The sequence below is a fragment of the Vibrio sp. OPT24 genome (genome assembly GCF_015163545.1).
Classification (GTDB): Bacteria; Pseudomonadota; Gammaproteobacteria; order Enterobacterales; family Vibrionaceae; genus Vibrio; species Vibrio cyclitrophicus.
In genome coordinates, this window is the sequence record NZ_JADDYI010000020.1 from 227,167 (window position 1) to 249,962 (window position 22,796).

Annotated in this window: 18 protein-coding genes and 2 tRNA genes; 6 read left to right on the forward strand and 14 right to left on the reverse strand. The window is 44.0% G+C overall.

Annotation, left to right across the window (positions count from 1 at the left end):
- Positions 1-19: 19 nt before the first annotated feature.
- From rimP to rlmE, 8 genes are all read right to left on the reverse strand, one after another.
- Entirely contained in the window at positions 20-475 is a 456-nt protein-coding gene (gene rimP / locus IQO02_RS06720; protein WP_004738265.1) for a ribosome maturation factor RimP, read from the reverse strand.
- Positions 476-709: 234 nt separating this feature from the next.
- Positions 710-786 (reverse strand) — tRNA-Met (locus IQO02_RS06725).
- A gap of 53 nt (positions 787-839) precedes the next feature.
- Positions 840-924: transfer RNA gene (locus tag IQO02_RS06730), tRNA-Leu, on the reverse strand.
- A 16-nt stretch (positions 925-940) separates the two neighbouring features.
- A complete protein-coding gene (gene secG / locus IQO02_RS06735) occupies positions 941-1,273 on the reverse strand; it encodes a preprotein translocase subunit SecG (protein WP_010436124.1) in 333 nt (110 codons plus the stop codon).
- Positions 1,274-1,550: 277 nt separating this feature from the next.
- Complete coding sequence (gene glmM / locus IQO02_RS06740; RefSeq protein ID WP_102282761.1) at positions 1,551-2,891, reverse strand: phosphoglucosamine mutase; 1,341 nt, start codon at positions 2,889-2,891, stop codon at positions 1,551-1,553.
- A 21-nt stretch (positions 2,892-2,912) separates the two neighbouring features.
- The gene (gene folP, locus IQO02_RS06745; RefSeq protein WP_016767298.1) at positions 2,913-3,743 is read right to left on the reverse strand and encodes a dihydropteroate synthase; all 831 of its coding nucleotides are present in this window, start codon (positions 3,741-3,743) and stop codon (positions 2,913-2,915) included.
- An 88-nt stretch (positions 3,744-3,831) separates the two neighbouring features.
- The gene (gene ftsH / locus IQO02_RS06750) at positions 3,832-5,796 is read right to left on the reverse strand and encodes an ATP-dependent zinc metalloprotease FtsH (protein WP_016767297.1); all 1,965 of its coding nucleotides are present in this window, start codon (positions 5,794-5,796) and stop codon (positions 3,832-3,834) included.
- A 107-nt stretch (positions 5,797-5,903) separates the two neighbouring features.
- Entirely contained in the window at positions 5,904-6,533 is a 630-nt protein-coding gene (rlmE, locus tag IQO02_RS06755; RefSeq protein WP_010436116.1) for a 23S rRNA (uridine(2552)-2'-O)-methyltransferase RlmE, read from the reverse strand.
- A gap of 114 nt (positions 6,534-6,647) precedes the next feature.
- On the opposite strand from rlmE, the gene yhbY reads away from it, so the two are divergent.
- Positions 6,648-6,944 carry a ribosome assembly RNA-binding protein YhbY gene (gene yhbY / locus IQO02_RS06760; protein ID WP_004734509.1) on the forward strand — a complete coding sequence of 99 codons (297 nt, stop codon included), beginning with the start codon at positions 6,648-6,650 and terminating at the stop codon, positions 6,942-6,944.
- A gap of 134 nt (positions 6,945-7,078) precedes the next feature.
- Here yhbY and greA read toward each other — a convergent pair whose 3' ends face one another.
- Positions 7,079-7,552 carry a transcription elongation factor GreA gene (gene greA / locus IQO02_RS06765; protein ID WP_010436111.1) on the reverse strand — a complete coding sequence of 158 codons (474 nt, stop codon included), beginning with the start codon at positions 7,550-7,552 and terminating at the stop codon, positions 7,079-7,081.
- A gap of 513 nt (positions 7,553-8,065) precedes the next feature.
- Between greA and IQO02_RS06770 the strand changes: the two genes are divergently transcribed.
- Positions 8,066-9,118 carry a porin gene (locus IQO02_RS06770; RefSeq protein ID WP_010436108.1) on the forward strand — a complete coding sequence of 351 codons (1,053 nt, stop codon included), beginning with the start codon at positions 8,066-8,068 and terminating at the stop codon, positions 9,116-9,118.
- A gap of 114 nt (positions 9,119-9,232) precedes the next feature.
- Complete coding sequence (gene dacB, locus IQO02_RS06775; RefSeq protein WP_102282760.1) at positions 9,233-10,666, forward strand: serine-type D-Ala-D-Ala carboxypeptidase; 1,434 nt, start codon at positions 9,233-9,235, stop codon at positions 10,664-10,666.
- 126 nt (positions 10,667-10,792) lie between these two features.
- Here dacB and IQO02_RS06780 read toward each other — a convergent pair whose 3' ends face one another.
- Entirely contained in the window at positions 10,793-11,638 is an 846-nt protein-coding gene (locus tag IQO02_RS06780; protein ID WP_016790778.1) for a magnesium transporter, read from the reverse strand.
- Between the two features lie 424 nt (positions 11,639-12,062).
- Positions 12,063-13,250, reverse strand: a complete 1,188-nt coding sequence (gene tyrS / locus IQO02_RS06785; protein ID WP_004734518.1) for a tyrosine--tRNA ligase — start codon at positions 13,248-13,250, stop codon at positions 12,063-12,065.
- Positions 13,251-13,379: 129 nt separating this feature from the next.
- On the opposite strand from tyrS, the gene IQO02_RS06790 reads away from it, so the two are divergent.
- The gene (locus IQO02_RS06790; RefSeq protein WP_010436072.1) at positions 13,380-14,669 is read left to right on the forward strand and encodes a peptidoglycan DD-metalloendopeptidase family protein; all 1,290 of its coding nucleotides are present in this window, start codon (positions 13,380-13,382) and stop codon (positions 14,667-14,669) included.
- A gap of 91 nt (positions 14,670-14,760) precedes the next feature.
- Here the strand turns inward: IQO02_RS06790 and IQO02_RS06795 are convergent, their stop codons facing one another.
- The 3 genes from IQO02_RS06795 to erpA all read right to left on the reverse strand — a co-directional run bounded on the left by IQO02_RS06795 (position 14,761) and on the right by erpA (position 19,692).
- On the reverse strand, positions 14,761-17,874 hold the full coding sequence (locus tag IQO02_RS06795; RefSeq protein WP_016793796.1) for an efflux RND transporter permease subunit: 3,114 nt from the start codon (positions 17,872-17,874) through the stop codon (positions 14,761-14,763).
- A 10-nt stretch (positions 17,875-17,884) separates the two neighbouring features.
- Entirely contained in the window at positions 17,885-19,009 is a 1,125-nt protein-coding gene (locus IQO02_RS06800) for an efflux RND transporter periplasmic adaptor subunit (RefSeq protein ID WP_016787802.1), read from the reverse strand.
- A gap of 341 nt (positions 19,010-19,350) precedes the next feature.
- Positions 19,351-19,692, reverse strand: coding sequence for an iron-sulfur cluster insertion protein ErpA (gene erpA / locus IQO02_RS06805; RefSeq protein WP_004734539.1), 342 nt, complete (start codon positions 19,690-19,692; stop codon positions 19,351-19,353).
- Positions 19,693-19,988: 296 nt separating this feature from the next.
- On the opposite strand from erpA, the gene hemL reads away from it, so the two are divergent.
- Complete coding sequence (gene hemL, locus IQO02_RS06810) at positions 19,989-21,284, forward strand: glutamate-1-semialdehyde 2,1-aminomutase (protein ID WP_010436060.1); 1,296 nt, start codon at positions 19,989-19,991, stop codon at positions 21,282-21,284.
- 342 nt (positions 21,285-21,626) lie between these two features.
- Positions 21,627-22,712: an AI-2E family transporter gene (locus IQO02_RS06815; RefSeq protein ID WP_009847558.1), complete on the forward strand. Its 1,086-nt coding sequence runs from the start codon at positions 21,627-21,629 to the stop codon at positions 22,710-22,712.
- Positions 22,713-22,796 lie beyond the last annotated feature (84 nt).

Here is a 22,796-nt window from a genome sequence, read left to right on the forward strand (position 1 = left end):
GCTCTTCTCTCTAGGAGAACTAAAATTTAGGGATCAGGTTAGCTTTCGCAATATTGCTAAGGACGAATTCTTCTTCTTGTCCTTCAACCAATACTTTTACTGTCTCGCCTTCGATAGATTGGATATCACCTTTCCATTTACGACGGTTGCCGACAGCCATTTTCAAAACGATGCTTACCTCGTGACCAATAAATTGTTGGTAATGCTCTGCTTTGAACAGTGGTCTCTCTAAACCTGGTGAAGACACTTCAAGGTTATAAGCCACTGAAATTGGATCTTCAACGTCCATTACGGCACTTACTTGGTGACTAACTTCAGCGCAATCATCTACATTGATACCATTTGGTGAATCGATGTAAATACGTAGCGTTGAGTGCTCACCAGCACGAATAAATTCTAATCCAACTAACTCATAACCCGATGCTGCTACTGGAGCGTCAAGCATTTCAGTAAGTTGTCTTTCTAAACCAGTCATTTAACCACTCCAGAAACAAAAAAAGGGCTCAAAGCCCAATTTAAATTCCAAGCAAACATTATCTAAACGCATTTACAAATGCTTAGATAACAAAAAACCCCGTATAAGCCGGGGTTTTTGTTGCTGGACCCTTATATGTTAAGTGCCATCATATTTGATATCACACTTAACTCACAGTGAGGTTCACACTGTGCAAACTTGCTACCAATACAAGCTATATAATAGCATTGAAATTGGTTGCGGGAGCCGGATTTGAACCGACGACCTTCGGGTTATGAGCCCGACGAGCTACCAAACTGCTCCATCCCGCGTCCGACTTGCGAGCATTATACGCCCAACAAGATGTTTTACAAGTTTGTAAACATGGTGCCGAGAGAGGGACTCGAACCCTCACACCCTAAGGCACTAGCACCTCATGCTAGCGTGTCTACCAATTTCACCATCTCGGCATCAAATCTTTACAGCTTATTGTGGAATTTCGTCGCCTTGCGCCGGAATTTCACTCGCTGCATCATCAGCTTGCTGAATTACCTGACCTTGAGTCGGGTCAATCCATTGTGACTCAGTCTTATGTGTAGACATATTACCAAGCACTAAGCTAAGGATAAAAAATGTAGTTGCAAAAACTGCAGTCATTCGGGTAAGGAAATTTCCTGAGCCACCAGCACCAAACACAGTGTTTGAAGCGCCAGCACCGAAAGAGGCTCCCATATCTGCGCCTTTACCTTGTTGAATCAACACTAGGCCAATTACACCAAGCGCTGCCAACAGGTAAATCACAAGTAGAACTGTAAACATTTTTCCACCTATGTTCCTAATTGTTGAGCCAGCGCCGTTCAAAAAACTATTTTTAAGAACAAGGCTAGCGACCTCCTAACTGAAGGCCGAGCAATACTAGCGAATGAGGCGATGGCTGACAAGGAGAATTTGCTAAAAAATAAGCCTTTACCAAGTGAGTGGTCAAAAAAAGGTCAAAAGCGACACAAAACTCATTTTCGCCTCTTTTGACCGTTCTGTAACTCAACCAATCCTAATAACAGGTACATATCATTGCACCTGCTAAATAAAGACTAAATTAGCAGTTTGCTTTTACTGCATCAGCAATTTTAAGTGCCGAAGATTGAACTAACTCAGCGTCTTCGCCTTCTACCATTACGCGCAATAGTGGCTCTGTGCCAGATTTACGTAATAGCACACGGCCTTTCTCGCCAAGTTCCGCTTCCACTTCAACCACAATCGCTTTAACCGCCTCTGCTTCTAGTGGGTTTGAATCTCCGCTGAAGCGAACATTTTCTAGGACTTGAGGGTATAACGTCATACCTTGAGAAAGTTCATTCAATGTCATTTCACTATCGACTACCGAAGCCAGAACTTGCAGAGCAGCAACAATAGCATCGCCCGTCGTTACTTTGTCTAATAGGATAACGTGACCCGAATTTTCTGCACCGATCTTCCAGCCTTTAGCAAGAAGTTGCTCCATTACGTAACGGTCACCAACAGCAGCGCGAACAAACGGAATACCTAACTGCTTAAGGCCGTTTTCCATACCAAGGTTCGTCATTAGTGTACCAACTACGCCACCTTTCAATTCACCACGACGCAGTGCATCACGAGCAATGATGTAAGCGATCTGGTCGCCATCAACCTTGTTCCCTAGCTCATCAACCATGATGATACGATCACCATCACCATCAAAACCAAGGCCTAATGCTGCATTTTCTGCAAGCACTTTCGCTTGCAGAGCACGTACATCCGTTGCGCCTACTTCGTGGTTGATGTTAGTACCATTTGGCTCAACACCAATCGCAATAACTTCAGCTCCTAGCTCTCTGAATACAGCGGGAGCAATGTGGTAAGTCGCACCATGGGCACAATCAACAACAATCTTCATTCCTGCAAGCGTCATCTGATTTGGGAACGTGCTTTTACAAAACTCAATATAACGGCCAGCCGCATCGTTTAAACGTACCGCCTTACCAAGTTCAAATGAATCAACACATTCGATGTCTTTATCCAGTTCCGCTTCAATCGCTAGCTCGATATCGTCTGGCAATTTAGTCCCCTCTGAAGAGAAAAACTTGATGCCATTATCGTAGTAAGGATTATGCGATGCAGAGATAACAATCCCCGCCTCAGCACGGAAAGTTTGCGTTAGATAAGCAACAGCCGGTGTCGGCATTGGCCCCGTAAACGTAGCCTGAAGACCCGCAGCAGCTAAGCCAGCTTCTAAAGCAGACTCAAGCATGTAGCCAGAGATGCGAGTATCTTTACCGATAATCACTTTCTTTGTGCCTTGTTTAGCAAGAACACGACCCGCAGCCCAGCCAAGCTTCAGAACAAAATCAGGTGTAATCGGGTACTGGCCTACTTTGCCACGCACACCATCAGTGCCGAAGTAACGTCTTTTATCAGACATGTTGATTTTCCTTAATTATGATTAGTGATTGTTATTCATCACTTCGATTATCTTCATCGCTTCCAACGTATCTTCGACGTCATGAACACGAATAATTTGTGCACCTTTCATTGCTGCAATGGTCGCACAAGTAACACTGGCGACCATGCAGTCCGCAGGAGCTTTGTCTAATAGCTTAAAAATCATCGATTTTCTCGACATCCCCGCCAAGACAGGTAACCCAAGCGTGTGAAATTTTTCAAGGTGCGCTAATAGGCGGTAATTATGCTCAATGGTTTTACCAAAACCAAAACCGGGATCCAGAATCAACTGCTCTTTTGATATCCCTACAGCCTCACAAGCTTCAACCCTTTCTTGTAAGAAAGCTTCTACATCCGTTAGAACATCGTCGTAACTAGGATTCGCTTGCATAGTTCTTGGCTGACCTTTCATGTGCATCAGGCAAACCGGAACCTTCGCATCAGCGGCAGCTTCTAAAGCACCGGGCTCTTGTAAAGCTCGCACATCATTGATCAAATCAGCACCAGCTTCAACCGCTTGACGCATCACTTCAGCTTTACTGGTATCGATAGAAATCCAGACATCAAATCTAGCTCGAATAGCTTTAATAGCAGGAATAACTCGAGATAATTCTTCTTCTAAGGCAACCTCAGGAGCGCCAGGACGAGTCGACTCACCACCAATGTCAATGATGCTAACACCAGCTTGAATCATTCGTTCAGCTTGTAACAAAGCATTGTCTAATGAACTAAATTTACCACCATCAGAGAAAGAGTCAGGCGTGACATTGAGAATACCCATTACATGTGGGCGGTCTAAAACGAGCGTTTTATTGTGTGCTTTTAATATCATGGAAGGCTGGTCTTAAAGGTAAAAACATCTTGGGCTAGAAACAGAAAAACCCTGAGCGTACTCAGGGTTTTAATTTAAAGCTTAGCGATTAAGAATCTTTGTTTTGAGCATCATCTGATTCAGATTTAACTTCTTCAACTTTCGATTCTTCAGCTTTTGGTTCGGCTGCTTCTTCTGATTTCGCTTCAGGTTTAGCTTCTTCCTTTGCAGGTTCTGCTTTCGCCTGGTCACCCCAACCAGCAGGCTCGCGAATGTCGTCTTTACGTTCCATCAGGTCATCAATCTGACCAGCATCAATCGTTTCAAACTTCATTAGTGCATCTTTCATCGAGTGCATGATATCCATGTTCTCTTCGAGAATTTGCTTCGCACGAGCGTAGTTGCGGTCGATTAAGATACGAATTTCTTCATCGATCAACTTAGTTGTATCGTCAGAAACATGTTTCGCTTGGCTCATGCCACGACCTAGGAAAACTTCGCCTTCTTCTTCAGCATATAAAAGAGGACCCAATTTTTCAGAGAAGCCCCACTGCGTGACCATCTTACGAGCAATATCAGTTGCACGTTCGATATCGTTAGACGCACCAGTCGAAACTTTGTCTTTACCGTAGATAAGTTCTTCAGCAAGACGACCACCGTACAAGCTAGAGATCATTGATTCTAGATGTTGGCGAGACATACTTACGCGGTCTTGCTCAGGTAGGTACATAGTTACACCAAGCGCGCGACCACGTGGAATGATTGAAACCTTGTACACTGGATCGTGTTCTGGTACCAAACGACCAACAATTGCGTGACCCGCTTCGTGGTAAGCCGTTGACTCTTTCACTTCTTCAGACATCACCATCGAACGGCGCTCAGCACCCATCATGATTTTGTCTTTCGCAAGTTCAAACTCGACCATCGAAACATTTCGCTTGTTACCACGAGCAGCAAACAGCGCCGCTTCGTTCACAAGGTTTGCAAGATCTGCACCAGAGAAGCCTGGAGTACCACGAGCAATCAGAGATGGTTCAACATCACCCGACAGTGGAACTTTACGCATGTGTACTTTAAGAATCTGTTCACGACCACGTACATCAGGCAGACCAACCACAACTTGGCGGTCAAAACGACCAGGACGAAGTAATGCAGGGTCTAGTACGTCTGGACGGTTAGTTGCAGCGATAACGATAATACCTTCGTTACCTTCGAAACCATCCATCTCAACCAGCATTTGGTTAAGTGTTTGTTCACGTTCATCGTGACCACCACCAACACCAGCACCACGTTGACGACCTACAGCATCGATTTCATCGATAAAGATGATACAAGGTGCTGCTTTTTTCGCTTGCTCGAACATGTCACGCACACGAGATGCACCAACACCAACAAACATTTCAACGAAATCAGAACCTGAGATAGTAAAGAACGGTACTTTCGCTTCACCAGCAATTGCTTTTGCAAGCAACGTTTTACCAGTACCAGGAGGACCAACCAACAGGATACCAGTAGGAATCTTACCACCTAGCTTTTGGAAACGACTAGGGTCGCGAAGGTAATCAACCAGCTCTTTAACGTCTTCTTTTGCTTCGTCACAACCAGCAACATCCGCAAACATCGTTTTAATTTGTTCTTCGCTCATCATACGAGCTTTGCTCTTACCAAAAGACATAGCGCCTTTACCGCCGCCACCGCCTTGCATTTGACGCATGAAGAAAATCCACACACCAATTAGTAAGATCATAGGGAACCAAGAGATGAAGATAGTGCCGAGTAAGCTCTGCTCTTCAGGTGGTGTACCCTGAACTTTTACGTTTTGATTAATTAAGTCATCAAGTAGCTTTTGATCATAAACAGGCATGTAAGTTACATACTTAGAACCACCGCCACGACGTGTGAAGGTAATTTCGCTGTTATTGAACTGTGCGTCTTGAATCTGGCCTTGGCCAACTTCCTGTACAAACGTGGTGTAATCTACTGCTCTGCCGTTGCTTTCCCCAGGGCCGAAGCTCTGGAATACCGACATCAACACTACCGCGATAACAAGCCACAGAATTAAATTTTTTGCCATGTCACTCAAGGTGTAAGCCTCTCGATAACTAATTGTAATTAAAGGTAGGGTACTACAGTTTGTAACCTGTAGCCATGTTGTTAACTCTCACTCTTGGAAGAGAATCGTTAACCTTTGTAACCAGTGGCTACGATGAACACTTCACGAGATCGAGCTCGAGAAGAGTCGGGTTTTCTAACTTTGACTGTTTTAAACATCTCACGGACGTCCTTAACATATTGGTCAAAGCCTTCGCCTTGGAATACTTTTACAACAAAACTACCATTGGTAGCTAGAACTTGTCGACACATATCCAAAGCTAATTCAACTAAATACATAGCTCTTGGCTGATCTACAGAATTATTGCCTGCTATATTAGGTGCCATATCAGACATCACCACATCAACCATGTTGGGTTGTATACGTTCCAATAAGGCATCTAGAACAGCTTCTTCCCGGAAATCACCTTGTAAAAAGCTAACTCCGGCAATCGGGTCCATTGGTAACAAGTCACACGCGATGATTTGTCCGTTGTCGCCAATAATCTTAGCAGCATATTGAGACCAACCGCCAGGTGCTGCGCCCAGATCCACAATGGTCATCCCAGGAGACAGCAATTTATCTTTAGATTGAATCTCTTCCATTTTGAAATAAGCACGTGAACGATAACCTTTCTTTCTTGCTTCGTTTGCGTACTTGTCGTCGAAGTGTTCCTTCAACCAACGACCTGAACTGGCCGAGTGTTTCTGTTTGCTCATTGGATACCTAAATTGGAGGAAAGTACTAATTGCTGAATAAATTATAGTCTTCAGCTTTAGATGGCGTTAAAATAGGTTTTTTCAACCCTAATACTAAATAAAATTGGCCGCGTAATGAACCTAAGTACCAAACAAAAGCAGCATCTAAAGGGCCTAGCTCACAGTTTAAAACCTGTAGTGCTAATGGGCGCAAATGGACTTACTGAAGCTGTTCTAGCGGAAATCGAATTAGCTCTAGACCACCACGAACTGATCAAGATTAAAGTTGCATCAGAAGACCGTGAGACTAAGCAACTGATTATCGATGCAATTGTACGTGAATCTAAAGCTGAAAAAGTACAAACTATCGGTAAAGTTCTTGTACTGTTCCGTCAGTCAGAAGCACGTAAAATCGAGATTCCACGCAAATAAGCTAGTTTGACTTCAAGCTAGCTCCGCAATAACGCAATAAGAAAGCCATAGTGCTTATCTTTTAGTGTAGCGTGAGAAACGAAAAAGGTCGCATTAAGCGACCTTTTTACTTATCAGAAACAAAGCAAATTCAATTAGATGTATTCTACTTTGTCGATTTCGAAGTCTTTATCACCGCCAGGGGTAGAAATATGAACTTCGTCACCTTCCATCTTACCGATCAAACCGCGAGCAATAGGTGATTTAACTGAAATACGACCTGTTTTGATATCGGCTTCATCTTCAGAAACAATTTGGTAACGGAATTCATCATCAGTATCCACATCAACCAAAGTCACTGTCGTACCAAAGATGATCTTACCTGTGTTATCCATCTGGGTTACATCGATGATCTGAGCCAGTGATAATTTGTATTCGATATCTCGAATTTGAGCTTCACAGATACCCTGCTCTTCACGAGCTGCGTGGTATTCAGCATTCTCTTTCAAGTCACCTAGTTCACGTGCTTCACCAATAGCTGCTGAGATAACAGGGCGTAGCTTAAGTAGGCGATCTAATTCGTCACGTAGCTGCTGAGCGCCACGTACTGTCATTGGAACCTTTTCCATTTTTTACCTCTATGCCAAAGCTTTCTTTGACCAACATAAATTCACCCAACATCTTTATTAGGTGATAGAAACAAAACAATTTGGCTTAGTGTAAACAAACTTGATAGCTAAATCACCTTTATTCCACTTTGCGTTATAAAAGCTTTATCTAGGTCTAAATTACAGACATCACAGAAATGAATAATAACCTCCTCATCAATAAATCACCGACCAAATACCTAAAAAAAACAAAAACAAACCAAATAAATACAGATCACACTTTTATAAAAAAACATTAAAAACAAAAACTTAAACAACAGTAAATATAATAAAACAGTGTTCACAATTTTTATTGATATCATTTTACTAACTAGCTATGGAACTTTAGGGGTAAAAAGTAACTCATGGATTGCACTGGCATTTTTTAGACTTCTGTTCTAATCATGGTTATGAAGCTTGATTAATACAGGCAATACACAAAAGGGTTCAAATCCTTGATAAAACTTCTATGGACAGTAATTAGGAAATAATAACATGAACAAGACTATGATCGCGCTTGCTGTATCTGCTGCAGCTCTTGCTACTAACGCTGTAGCAGCCGACGGTAAACAAGCTGGTGGTATTGACGGTACTTCTGTATACAGCTCAAACGGCACTTCTCTAGAGATCGGTGGTCGTGCGGAAGCTCGTCTATCTCTAAAAGATGGCAAAGCTGAAGACAAAACTCGTGTACGTCTTAACTTCCTAGGTAAAGTTGAAATCCAAGACGGCCTATACGGTGTTGGTTTCTACGAAGGCGAATTCACAACGGCTGAAAACGGCGGTTCTACTGATAACAACGACGGCGACATCACTAACCGTTACACATACGCTGGTATCGGCGGTGACTTCGGTGAAGTTACTTACGGTAAAAACGACGGTGCGCTAGGCGTAATCACAGACTTCACGGATATCATGTCTTACCACGGTAACTCTGCTGCAATGAAAATTGCTGTAGCAGATCGTTCAGACAACATGGTTTCATACAAAGGTCAATTCCAAGACCTAGGCGTAAAAGCAAGCTACCGTTTTGCTGACCGTCAAGAAGGTGTTGTTAATGGTTGTAACATCGGTGAGTACTGTGACAACGACGCTGATGGCTACTCTCTATCTGGTATCTACGCTATCGGCGACTCTGGCTTTAAGCTAGGTGCTGGTTACGCAGACCAAGCTGACCAAAACGAATACATGCTAGCAGCTTCTTTCCGTACTGAAGCGCTATACTTTGCTGGTACGTTCACAGATGGTGAACTAGCGAAGAAAGACGGTGACTACACAGGTTACGAATTCGCAACTGCTTACACGCTAGATAAGACTGCATTCACGCTAACGTACAACAACGCAGAAACAGATGGTGATACATCTGCTGACAACGTTGCAATCGATGCTACTTACTACTTCAAGCCTAACTTCCGTACGTACATTTCGTACAACTTCAACCTTATCTCTGAAGGTGACAAGTTCGGTAATGCTGACGGTGTAAACTTTGGCGCAACTAAAGTACAAGCTGAAGACGAGCTAGCTCTAGGTCTACGTTACGACTTCTAATTCTGATTATCTAATTGATTAATTAGTTAATTGAGAATCAAAACGCCCGCTCTCTAGCGGGCGTTTTTTATATCTGTATACTAAAAACATCAGCCATCCAAGAAAAAATCTTCTATGCGCCTTCTATCCACTCTACTTCTATGTGGCTTATCACTTGGTAGTTACTCACTTACCACTTTCGCCTACGCCCCTTTAAATAAACTGCCTGATGGCAGTAGCACAAGTCTAATCTTGGAATCCTTGAGTGGTGATTCAAATGAAATAAGCATCAACATTGATGGTTTTTATCCACCAGCCAGCACCTTAAAACTGGTCACCGCTTTGGCAGCAAAGTTGGAATTGGGGGATGACTTTCACTATACGACCAGCATAGCTCGTTCTAATAAAGATGTTGTGATCTCATTCAGCGGTGACCCAACGCTACAACGAGAGCAGTTAAAAAGGCTTTTAGCTCAATATGCTAAATCACAATCTAAAACTATTAACGGTAACCTGTATCTCGATAACTCAGCTTATACGGGCTATCAACGAGCGGTGGGGTGGCCTTGGGACATTCTAGGCGTTTGTTACAGCGCACCTTCTAGCGCGATGACGTTAGACAGTAACTGCGCACAAGCCTCTATTTATACAAAAGATAACGGCAGCACTCGAGTCTATATTCCCGCCCACTATCCGATAGACGTGACAACCATCGCAACCACCGTAACTCGCTCAGGGCAGAAGGCGACACAATGCGACTTAGAGCTCATTACCACTCCAGACAACGCTTACAAGCTCTCTGGTTGCTTAGTAGAGCGTAAGAAACCACTACCACTCAAGTTTGCGATTCAAAACCCCGAGCTTTATACCTATCAAGTCGTGACCTCACTGCTTAAAGAGCTGAAAATCCAAGTTAAAGGCGATGTGATTGTTGGTAAAAAAGCTAAAGCAGACAAAACTACGTTAGTCGCGAGCCACCATTCTGAAAAGCTTCCTGAACTGCTCGATACCATGTTGAAGAAATCAGACAACCTAATCGCAGACAACCTGACCAAAACACTGGGTGCAACGTTTTATGTCCAGCCTGGTAGTTTCAATAACGGCACCGAAGCGATAAAACAGATATTACTGACCAAGGCCAACATTGACCTAAACAAAGCACAGTTGGTTGATGGCTCAGGGTTATCGAGGAATAATCGCATGACCTCGCAAGCTATGGCTCAGGTTCTGCGTTACATCTGGGATAACGACAAACAGCTCAACCTGATTGAGGCTATGCCTATATCTGGCACTAATGGAACGCTCAAGTACCGTCAGAGTATGAGAAAAGCACCAATCCAAGGTAATATTATTGCGAAAAGTGGGTCTTTGTACGGTAGCTACAACATGGCAGGTTTTGGTTTAGATAAAGCGGGCAATCCAAACTCTCTGTTTGTACAGTTTGTCCGTGATTACTTCCCTAAAGAGCAAGATCCAGAAAAACCTGTAGAAGCACCAATCACCCAGTTTGAACGAGCTTTCTACAAAGGTGTGGTCGAATTCAGTCAAACACAAAGCAAATCTAAGTAATGTTTAGCTCTCTGTAAGCTTCTACTTAAACAATAAAAATGGCGCTGAAGATCGTATGATCTTCAGCGCCATTTTTGTTTCTAAGGTGTTTTTAGCTATTTTTATAGGTGCCTATTTTTATAGGAGCTAAGCGATACCGAGGAATGAGTTAACGACTGTAAAATAAATCCACATCCCTGAAATATCGACTATTGAAGCGAGGACTGGGCTCACCAGCACCGCAGGATCTAATTTGAATAACCGAGCAACAATCGGCAATCCACCCCCAAGCACCGTTGAGATCGTCACCTGAATAAACAGCGCTACCGCAATCGCTAATGCAATCATATTGATGTCATGACCACCTGTCGATTGGTTGTCACTAAACAGTAAGATGCGACCTATCATCACCACTGCAATCGCTAAAGCTAAACAGATAGCAACTCTAAACTCTTTCCATAGAACGTTAGCCCATTGACGTTTCTTCAGTTCACCAGTAGCTAAAGCTCTGATCACCAAAGTCGCGGCTTGTGTTCCGGTGTTACCACCCGCAGCAGCGATCACCGGCATATAGATAGCCAAAAGTACTAGCTGACTGAGGATGTCTTCATACTGGGCAATGATAAGCCCTGAGACGATTCCCAATAGTGCTAACGCAATAATCCAACCAATACGCTGCCTAACGTGGCTAAGCACTCCAGTTGAAAGGTAACCTTGTTGAGGTTCAACCTCTGAGTAGATCAGCCCTAGTTGGTGAGCTAGATGTCGAGAGCGTTTCTCAAAGCCCTGTTCTTCTAGCTCACTAAGTAAAGTCTGAATAATACTGAGAGAGCATTGCCCAAGTACTAACACCGCATCTTCAAGTGGCATACGGTTCAAAAGGTTAATTTGTTGCTCACGTCCGTACTGTTGAAAGGCATTAGATACAGCTTGGATGTCTTTCTCTGAGTACAGAGCTTCAATAGATAAAAAAGTGTTGTTCATTACCGTCATGGCGAATCTCCCGATTGGCAAAGGTAACGACCATCAAAACAAATAGCTTATAGCGAGTACACCAAGAGCATTTAACTCGTGTATCAAGAGCGTATAGCCCGTATATCAGGAGCGTATAGCTAAGCGCACCAAGAGCTTAAAGCGCTAATGTGTCTACTTGTTAGAATCTAGTGTGTGGAAAAGAATGAGGGGGAAAACAAAGATACCCTACCTGAACGGCAGGACAATAGATCAATACCGAGACAGGTTATTCTTCTCCATTCAAACTAGGAGGATGGTCGGTATTGTTCATAAAAATCTCCAGAATTACTGTCAATATGACAGCGCGCATAGTGTAGCAATGCACGTTCAAAAACTTCGTCAACTTTGTGTCAATAAAAAAGGCATCCGTGGATGCCTTTTGTTCAATTATTGATGTGCATTATTACTTAATAGTAATACGAGCAAACTTACGCTTACCTACTTGGTAAACTGCAGTACCTGCTTCAGGTACGAATTTGCTGTCTTCAATCTTCTCGCCTTCAAGCTTAGCAGCACCTTGCTTGATCATACGCATCGCATCAGAAGTAGAGTTTACAAGACCCGCTTCTTTTAGAACGTTAGCAATCGGTAAGCCTGCTTCGAATTCGAATTCAGGCATTTCGTCTGGTACTTGATTCTTAGCAAAACGGTTAACGAACTCTTGCTCAGCCGCTTCTGCATCCGCTTCACTGTGGAAACGAGCAATGATCTCTTTCGCTAGCAGTACTTTAACGTCACGAGGGTTTTTGCCCGCCTCAACGCCAGCTTTCAGTTCCGCAACTTCTTCAAGTGGACGGAAAGACAGTAGCTCGTAGTAGCTCCACATTAGATCGTCAGAGATAGACATGATCTTACCAAACATCTCGCTTGGTGCTTCGCTAATACCGATGTAGTTGTGCGCAGACTTAGACATCTTCTTAACGCCGTCTAGACCTACAAGTAATGGCATCATCAGTACCGCTTGTGGTTTTTGACCTGCTGCTTTTTGCAGCTCACGACCCATTAGAAGGTTAAACTTCTGGTCAGTACCACCAAGCTCAACATCACTCTCTAGTGCAACAGAGTCGTGACCTTGTAGAAGTGGGTACATGAATTCGTGGATTGCGATCGGTTGACCACCAGCGTAACGCTTTTTAAAGTCATCACGCTCAAGCATACGAGCAACAGTTTGGTTAGAAGCAAGACGAATCATGCCTTCAGCGCCAAGCTCAGATAGCCACTCAGAGTTGAAACGAATTTGCGTTTTCGCAGGGTCTAGAATCTTGAATACTTGCTCTTTGTAAGTTTCAGCATTCTTCAATACGTCTTCACGGCTTAGCGGTGGACGCGTTGAGTTCTTACCCGATGGGTCACCAACCATTGCAGTGAAATCACCGATAAGGAATGTCACTTCATGACCAAGCTCTTGGAAAGCACGAAGCTTGTTAAAGATAACCGTATGGCCTAGGTGGATATCTGGAGCAGTTGGATCGGCACCCAGTTTAATGCGTAAAGGACGACCTTCTTTTAATTTAGCAATCAGTTCGTCTTCTGGAATCAGTTCTTCTACGCCACGTTTGATCTCGGCTAGTGCAGCTTCAATACTCGCCATTCTTGTTCACTCCCACAGATTTGGCAAAAATATAATAATTAGACATCTTACTTGAATAGCGATGTATTTTGAAACCAGTTACACTATTCCGTCGTCTATTTTCATAATATTTACTGAACGAACCGGAACATGTTGTCTATTTTTGCACGCCTTCCTATTTTGCACCGGGCTTTTATCGCATTTTTTAGTGCCGTAATTTTCGTCGCGATTTTCTTACTACCCGATGTCAGCAGTTTACGTGACGATACGGGCGCTTTAGTGGTGGGGAAACATTACCCACTCACGATCAATGCATCGGCGCTTGTGAGTTCGAGTGATGCTCCGCCAACAGCTGTGCTTAGCTGGGAGAGATATACCGTTCGTTCAGGTGAAAGTACCTCGGTTTTATTCGAGCGAATTGGCCTCTCATACCGCCTGTTAATCACCCTACTCAATACCAACAATGATATTAAGAAACAGCTATCAAATCTAAGACCTGGCGACGTATTACAGTTCGGCTTCGATGAAAACAACGACCTTATTCAATTAAAACGACAACTTAGTGCGTTTGAAAGCTTTAAGATCACTAAGTCTGGTGATTCATTCTCCTCTAGCCTCGACAAAAAAGAAGTGGCCTACCAATACAATTATGCCGAAGCCAACATCACCTCTAACTTTTGGAATGCAGGCGTCAGTGCAGGCCTAACTGCAAACCAAATTATGGAATTGGCGGGGATCTTCGGTTGGGATATCGATTTTGCATTGGATATTCGTAAAAATGACAGCTTCAAAATCTTGTATCAAGAGAAAGTAGTAGAAGGTGAAGTGATTGGCCGCGGTAAGATTATGGCGGCTGTATTCAAAAACCAAGGTGATTCGTTTACTGCGGTATTGGATGATAAGAGTGGCAACTATTTCGATGAGAACGGTCGCGCAATGAAGAAAGCCTTTCTACGCTCACCGATTGATTTCCGTCGTGTAACATCGAATTTTAACCCAAACAGAAAACACCCAGTAACAGGCAAGGTTCGAGCTCATCGAGGTACAGACTACGCAGCCCCTGTAGGTACACCTATCTGGGCGGCCGGTGACGGCATCGTTCAGAAATCAGGTTACAACCAATTTAATGGTAACTACGTGTTCATTCGACACAGCAACACCTACATCACCAAGTACCTGCACATGAAGCGACGCATGGTTAAGGCTGGCCAGCGCGTAAAACAAGGCCAAACCATTGGTACCTTGGGTGGTACAGGTCGAGTGACGGGCCCGCACTTACACTATGAATTTTTGGTCAATGGTGTACATAAAAATGCGCGAACCGTGAAATTGCCTCAATCTAAGTCGTTAACAGGTAAAGCAAAAGCAACATTTATTGCGAACTCAGAGATTCGACTGAATAACCTTGAGCGATACGGCCAGTTGCTCGCGACTAATTAGATTACTAACGACCAATTAGGTTAAGAACCCTATAAGCCAACGAAAAGAGCGCCCACCAAGGCGCTCTTTTTTATTTCCGTCGAACCTGTACTTATCGTTCATCGTCGTTGCTTTGGAGTATATCGGGTTTATTATCTCGCCCTAGCATCAGCAAACAGGGCGTCAGCACCAAGGTTAGTACCGTTGCAAATGCCAAACCTCCAGCAATAGCCGTAGCGAGTTGCGACCACCATTGCGTGCTCGGTGCACCAAACTCAATTTTTTGGTTAATCAAATCGATGTTCATCTCCAACACCATAGGCATCAAGCCTAAAATGGTGGTAACCGTGGTCAGCATTACTGGCCTTAAACGCTGAACTCCCGTTCTGAGAATCGCATCTCGCTTCTCCAAGCCGCGCTTTATCAGTTGGTTATAGGTATCAATCAACACGATATTGTTGTTTACCACAATTCCTGCCAATGCAATCACCCCAATACCAGACATCACTATACCAAACGGACGTTGGAAGATAAGCAAACCAACAAACACGCCAACCGTTGAGAACAACACCGCGCTAAGAATCAAAAATGCTTGGTAGAAGCTATTAAATTGAGTAATCAGAATCAAAGCCATTACCGCCAAAGCGACTAAGAAAGCACTTTGTAAGAAAGCAGAAGAATTTTCTTGCTCTTCATTTTGACCTCGGATACGGAACTCAACGCTACTCGGTAAGCCCAACTCGCTTAACGCTTGCTCGATCTTCGGCAGTTCAAGCGCAAGGTTATAGCCCTCTTCCATATCCGCCATGATATTCACCACACGCTTTCCATCAAGACGCTTAATCGTGTCTTGCTTGTGGTCGGGAATAATCTGCGCGAAGTTGGTAATCGGAACAAGACCAGCCGGTGTTTTGACTCTTAACTGGTCAAAACGGCCAATGTCTCTCTTATCATTCGGGTAACGCACTAAGATATCGACCTCTTCTGATGAATCATCAGGAAGGTAATCACCGATCTTTAATCCATTAGTCACAAACTGAACGGTATTACCCACCAAGGTAGCATCAGCCGAAAAACGCGCAGCATCATCTCGGCGAATATCCACCTTCCAGTCGATCCCGTCTTTGCTTGCAGTGTCGCTGATATTGGTCAGTGCTTGATTACCATCCGCCCAGTTTCTGACGATCTTTGCCGCTTGATTAAGCTGCTCTGGCGTCTTGGCCGAAAGCTCAATCACTAAGTCATTCTCAACCGGAGGCCCTGCATCTGGAAACTTATATTCAATCTCAACACCAGCGTATTGATCGGTTTGCACCTTTAACTCTTCAATGATCGCCTTAACACTGCGGCGGTATTGCCAATCAACGGGAGTAATCGATATCAAACCAATCTGGTCATCACCGCCAGTACGTGTGTAAACCGTGTCAAACTCATCATGATTGAGCATCTTTCGTTCAATATCGCGCATGATCAAATCTTTTTCTTGAATAGACAGATCACCATGAGATCGAACTTTAACGTTGAAGAATGGAGGGTCAACCTCTGGGAAAAACTCTGCACCGAGCCCTGCCTTTGAGTAGGTAAAACCAACTGCGATAGATAATACAATCGCACTAACAAGAATCTTAAACGGATGTTCAATAGCAATCGATAGTGTCTGGTAATACGCTTTAGTTAAACCTGTTGCTTGTGAGAAGTCACCATTGTGTAGTGCTACCATTCGAGCTTGGTTTTTAGGGGAAACGTATTGAGGTTTACCGATCAAGCCGCCTAGAACTGGAACAAACAGCAACGCCATAATCAATGAAGCAGTTAACGTGGCAATCAATGTTAATGGTAGGAACTTCATGAACTCTCCCGTCACATCTGGCCAAAACAGTAACGGAGCAAACGCAGCTAAGGTCGTTGCCGTTGATGCCGTTATTGGCCACGCCATACGTTTCGCAGCATCTCTGTAAGCGGCTTTACGCCCTTCACCTTCTTGCATTCGCCTGTCGGCAAATTCGGTAACCACAATTGCGCCATCGACCAACATACCCACTGCCATGATCAAAGAGAACAGCACCACGATGTTGACGGTTAGACCAAACACAGACAACACCAACAATCCCGTGAGGAACGATCCAGGAATTGAAATTCCGACCAATAGAGCGGTTCGAACACCAAGAATGGAGATGATCACGATCACCACTAAAATGATGGCGGATAAGATATTGTTTTGCAGATCGTTGAGCATGATCTTCACATCTTTAGATTCATCCCAAGTGTATTTGACCAAAAGGTTATTTGGCCATTCAGCTTGCTGCTGAGCACCTGCCATTACTGCCTTGACTAGCTCAACGGTTTCAATGATGTTTTCACCCGCTCGCTTCTTTATATCCAAGACAACCGCGGATTTGCCATCTAAACGGGCAAAGCTTTCAGGATCTCGAAACGCTCGGCGAACCGTAGCCACATCGCCAAAGGTCACGACCTGTTTACCATCCACTTTGATTGGCAACTCAAGTACGTCTTTTAAGGAGTTAAACACAGAAGGGACTTTGACAGAAAAACGCCCGTAACCCGTATCAACAAAACCGGCCGCTACTACTCGGTTATTCAAGGCGATCAGGTTATAGATATCCGCTTGATCTAGGCTATAGCTTTCCATCAATAACGGATCAACGATGATTTCAACGATGTCATCACGATCGCCTGCAATATCCACTTCTAGAATTTGGCGATAGCTTTCTAATTTATCTCCAACCTCTCGCGCAATTTGCACAATGGTACGTTCGGGAACAGTACCAAATAGCACAACAGACAAAACTGGTTGTTCAGATGCGAGTGTTACTTCATTTACGGTCGGTTCATCGCTGTCTTCTGGCAACTTGGGTTTGGCCAAATCGACAGCATCGCGCACATCCGCCATCGCCTTGGTAAGATCGACGCCAACATTAAACTCTAACACCACAGAGGCGTGCCCTTCTGCTGCGGTTGCTGTCATCTCTTTTACGCCTTCGATTGACCTAAGCTCTTGCTCAATAGGTCGAACCAATAAACGTTCTGCATCCGTTGGCGAGATCCCTTGGTGCCCGACAGAAACATAAATAATTGGGATGGTAATATCGGGGCTCGACTCCTTGGGTATCGTAATGTAAGTCACTGCACCTGCGACAAGAATTAGCGCCAATAACGAAAGCATTGTTCGTGCACGAGACAAGGCTGCATCAATAATTGAATACATCGGCTATCTCCTACTCAGCTTTCGCTTTAGAAAGTTCAGTACTTTGCTCGATAGCAATCACTGAATCACCATCACGTACAAAGCCTTGCCCAACCGTAATGATATCAACTTGTTGGCCTAGCCCAGTAAGCCAGACTCCATCTTGTTCTGCCTTTACTAATTGGATGCCCACAAACTTCACCATTGGTGAGTCACTAGCAGAGACCAAGGTTTTGACCCCGAGGTTACCCGCCTCATCCAATGCCAGCATCGCCGGTGTTATCTTGATTGCGTCTCTTGTTTCTAGATTGAGGGTTACTTCAGCACTGACACCGGCAGGTAACAGACCATCGGAGTTATCGATTTCAATCTCAATTGGGAAGGTATTGGTTGAGGCCGAAGATATTCGAGAGACGTAACGCAGCCGACCTTCCGCTTCTTCTCTTCCTAACAAACGGACCAAAGCAGATTGATTGACTAACAGGTGTTGGATATGGCGCTCACTGACATCAGCCTCAATAACCAGAGGATCAAGGTCAATCACGCCCGCGACTGGATCGCCAACCCCAACGAAATCACCCAATTCGACCATCAAATCCTGAACCACACCCGAAAAAGGCGAGGTAATTACAGTATTTTTTAAAGCCAACTCCGCATTGCGCATTATGGCTTTTGCTTCAGTTAAGGATGCCTCAGCGGTGGTGTAGGCGATCTCACCTTGCAGACCTCTTTTCTTCAGTGACTGCGCCGCTTTGAACTCTTTCTGCTTCAAGCGATATAACGCAGATGCTCGCTCTAGTTGAATCTCTAAATCACCTTTATCTATCTGGGCAATGGCTTGTCCTGCTTTAACCATATCCCCCTTAACAACATTCAATCTGACAATCTTGCCCGCGACTTCTGCACCTAGACGAGCATGCCGATCGGGCGCCGTTCTTCCATAGAGATCAATCGTTTTAAAGGTCGGTGATGAGGTGAATGTTTGAAAGGATACCTTTGCCAACGGAATTTCTGTCGACTTTTTTGCCGGCGACTCTTCCGCTTGCCCGACTCCTAAGCCAAGCCAGATCGACAATAAAATCACAAGAGCAAGTGAAACTAACCAAGGCTGCGTGAACTTTTGAGAAAGCGATGAGCCAGAAAAGTGAGTAGACATACCAAATCCTTTTGTGCCATGTGGTTTAGGTGTGCGATTTTATTGCACAACGTAATGTACAACATCCTGATGCACAAAGAGTTACCTTAACAGAGCAACACCGATCGAAGTTGGACGCTATCGACAATTTAAAAAATATGGCGTTTACTATAATTCAAACTGATGAGATAAATATTACACATCGAATTTGTAAATATTTTCATAAGCTAAACGAATTGAATAGATTAGCTTACTCTCTGTTTTATATAATGATTTTCTTATAAACAAAAACGCCGAACATAAGTTCGGCGTTTACAGTATTTCCAAGATAACTTTTAACTCAAGTTAACTTTCGAGCCAGCCTATACGCTAAATGATGCGCCACAACCACATGTTGTTGTTGCATTAGGGTTGTTTACAAAGAAACGTGCGCCTTCTAGGCCTTCAGTGTAATCAACCATGCCGCCCATTAAGTACTGTAGGCTCATAGGGTCAACAACTAGCGTTACACCGCTGTTTACAATCGTAGTGTCGCCATCATTTACTTTTTCATCAAATGTGAAGCCGTATTGGAAGCCACTACAACCACCACCTGTAATGTATACACGTAGTTTTAGTTCTGGGTTTTCTTCTTCAGCAATTAGCGTTTGTACGCGGGTAGCTGCTGCATCAGAAAAAGACAATGGGATATTTACTTCGCTCACGACAACCTCTCTTACCTGTGTCAAAAACAACATGATACAAATCTAATTCGAGACCATAGTTGTTGAGTATTTTCTTATATTCTGATGATTATCTAATACCTGACTGAAACGTTCAAGTATTCACCACAGGATCGGTCCTTTTACTGCTGTAAACTCGCTAATATCTAACAATTAAAACGTGTAACCACACAAAACAACCAGATTCGGGTGATTATCTGGGCGAAAGCATTCCTACTTGGATTGTGGATAGGTACAATGCGTGCCAATTGGTCCGACAGTCAAAAGAGGATATATCAATGACCAAATCAGCAGAGCTATACGAAAAAGCACAGCAAACTATTCCTGGTGGCGTAAACTCTCCAGTTCGTGCATTCAATGGCGTAGGTGGTTCTCCAATCTTCGTTGAACGCGCTGACGGCCCACTTATTTTTGATGCTGATGGTAAAGCGTATATCGACTACGTTGGCTCTTGGGGTCCAATGATCCTTGGTCACAACCACGCTGTTATTCGTGATGCTGTGATTGCAGCAGCTCAACGCGGCCTTAGCTTCGGTGCTCCAACCGAAACTGAAATCAAAATGGCTGAACTTGTATCTGAGATGGTTCCATCGATGGAACAGCTACGTATGGTGAGCTCAGGTACAGAAGCAACCATGAGTGCGATTCGTCTAGCTCGTGGTTTCACTGGTCGTGACAAAATTCTTAAGTTTGAAGGCTGCTACCACGGCCACGCAGACAGCCTACTTGTAAAAGCAGGTTCTGGTGCACTGACTTTAGGTCAACCAAGCTCTCCTGGCGTACCAGCTGATTTTGCGAAACTAACACTAACAGCAACCTTCAATAATCTAGATTCAGTTCGTGAAATCTTCGCAGCAAACAAAGGCGAGATCGCTTGTATCATCGTAGAGCCAGTAGCGGGCAACATGAACTGTATCCCTCCTGTCGAAGGCTTCCACGAAGGTCTACGTGAAATCTGTGACCAAGAAGGTGCATTGCTAATCTTTGATGAAGTAATGACAGGTTTCCGCGTTGCTGAAGGTTGTGCTCAGGCTTACTACAACATCAAGCCAGACCTAACGTGTCTTGGTAAAGTGATTGGCGGCGGCATGCCAGTGGGTGCTTTCGGTGGCCGTAAAGATGTGATGCAATACATCGCACCAACGGGCCCTGTTTACCAAGCAGGTACGCTTTCAGGTAACCCTGTGGCAATGGCTGCTGGCTACGCATGTTTGAACCTTCTACGAGAAGAAGGCAACGAAAAGCGTCTAGCTTCAAAAACTAAGCAGTTGGCAAAAGGCTTCAAGCAACTTGCTGACAAGCACGGCATCCCAATGCTAGTTCATCAAGTGGGCGGTATGTTTGGTTTCTTCTTCACAGACCAAGAAACAGTAACCTGCTACGAAGATGTAACTAAGTGTGATGTAGAACGCTTCAAGCGCTTCTTCCACCTAATGCTAGATCACGGTGTTTACCTTGCACCTTCAGCATTCGAAGCAAGCTTTACTTCTCTTGCTCATGGTTCAAAAGAACTGGATGCAACACTAGAAGCGGCTGACCGCTCTCTTGCGATCATTGCTGCTGAAAGTAAATAATCGAAAGCACTTTATAAGTCGCTAACCGATTTAATTTAGGGCTGCATTAGATGTAGCCCTTTTTTATACATCGCGTTCATTAGCCACAAATATGACAGTTTTTTAGCCGTCAATTAAGGCTAAAGCTGAACCAAAAGCGATTAACGTTCCCAGAAAAGAAAAACCAACAGCATCAAGGTACCAAGGAACATTCTGAACCAAGGGATCTCTTTTTTTATTTGCTGTTCTTCGTCTTGGCATTTCTTATCTTTATTACAGCACCCCATAATCAAAACTCCTCATTGCTAACTCTCTGTTTTGCAGCCATTATAAACTCAGAACGCAAATATAGAGACCATTAACGTGTCAGAAAAACTCAAAATCAATACTAGCCACTGGGTGATCATCATTGCCCTACTTGCGGCGGCTTATGCTTGTTACTTGCTTATAGAGCCGTACGTCAACTCAATCGTGATGGCCTTTATCATTTCACTATTGATGTTCCCAATCCATGAGTGGCTTGAAAAGAAGATCCCTAATAAAGAAAACGTCGTTTCGCTACTTTCATGTGTAATCTTGACCTTTATTATTGTTATCCCTTTATTAGCCGTGTTTGCAGCGATTGTGCAGCAAGGCTCTTTGTTTTCTCAAAACACCTACCAATGGGTAACACATGGCGGCATTCAAACTCTATTTGCACACCCTTTGGTTGTTAAAGCCTTGTCGTTCGTCAACAACTACCTACCTTTTGACAACATTGAGCCCCAAGCCATCGCACAGAAAGTCGGTGAATTTGCGACCAGCTTCGGCTCAAAACTGGTTGGTATCAGTGCAAAAATCCTTGGTGATGCGACCAATTTCTTGATGGATTTCTTCTTGATGCTGTTTGTTCTGTTCTTCTTATTAAGAGATCACGACAAAATCATCAGTGTGGTTCGTCATATTCTGCCGCTGTCTCGTAGCCAAGAAGACAAACTTCTAACAGAGATAGAGCAAGTATCTAAATCAGCAGTAATGGGCTCATTCTTAACCGCCATCGCGCAAGGTTTTGCTGGCGGTTTAGGTATGTGGATTGCTGGTTTCCCAGGTCTATTCTGGGGCACTATGATGGGCTTTGCCTCTTTCATCCCAGTTGTGGGAACCGCATTAATCTGGATCCCTGCGGCGACCTACTTGTTCCTAACAGGCGATACCACGTGGGCGATTTTCCTAACGGTTTACTGTGTAGCGATTGTTGGTTCTATTGATAACCTGCTTCGTCCGCTGCTGATGCAAGGCAGTGCAGGCATGAATACCCTGATGATCTTCTTCTCACTGTTAGGTGGTATTCAATTGTTCGGCTTAATTGGTCTTATCTACGGCCCACTAATCTTTGCGATTACCATCGTCCTATTCAACATCTACGATGAAGAGTTTAAAGACTTTTTAAACCAGCAAGACAAGAGTTAACGAACTTGACGTCAACTTGATTGGCGAACCCGTATTAAACACTTCAAGCTTTGGGCGGATTATGCGAAAATCCGCCCTCATTTT